This window comes from Cryptosporangium japonicum (assembly GCF_039524755.1).
Taxonomy (GTDB): Bacteria; Actinomycetota; Actinomycetes; order Mycobacteriales; family Cryptosporangiaceae; genus Cryptosporangium; species Cryptosporangium japonicum.
Map to the genome: position 1 here is coordinate 1 of NZ_BAAAGX010000024.1, position 338 is coordinate 338.

Below are 338 nucleotides of genomic sequence, written 5' to 3' on the forward strand. Positions count from 1 at the left end.
CATTATTTTAGTTTTAATAATTCTTCAAATAATTCTTTTCTGATTGCTTTCTTGATATAAAAAAACACCCCAACCTCTTTTGAGATTGGGGTGTTTAGAATAATGAGCTGGCGATGACTTACTCTCACATGGGTAATCCCACACTACCATCAGCGCTAAGAGGTTTCACTTCTGAGTTCGGGAAGGGATCAGGTGGTTCACTCTTGCTATGGTCGCCAGCACAACTGTTTATGGATACTTGCTTGGGTCTTACTTGATGCCGAAGCGTTTTCCAAATCTGTAACAGACTGGGCTGAATTGAATCTTACTTTATCTGTTCATTTTAGCTAGAGGTATAA

1 rRNA gene is annotated in these 338 nt (G+C 39.1%); it reads right to left on the bottom strand.

Annotation, left to right across the window (positions count from 1 at the left end):
* Positions 1-105: 105 nt before the first annotated feature.
* Positions 106-220, bottom strand: a 5S ribosomal RNA gene (gene rrf, locus ABD437_RS29650).
* Positions 221-338: the final 118 nt, after the last annotated feature.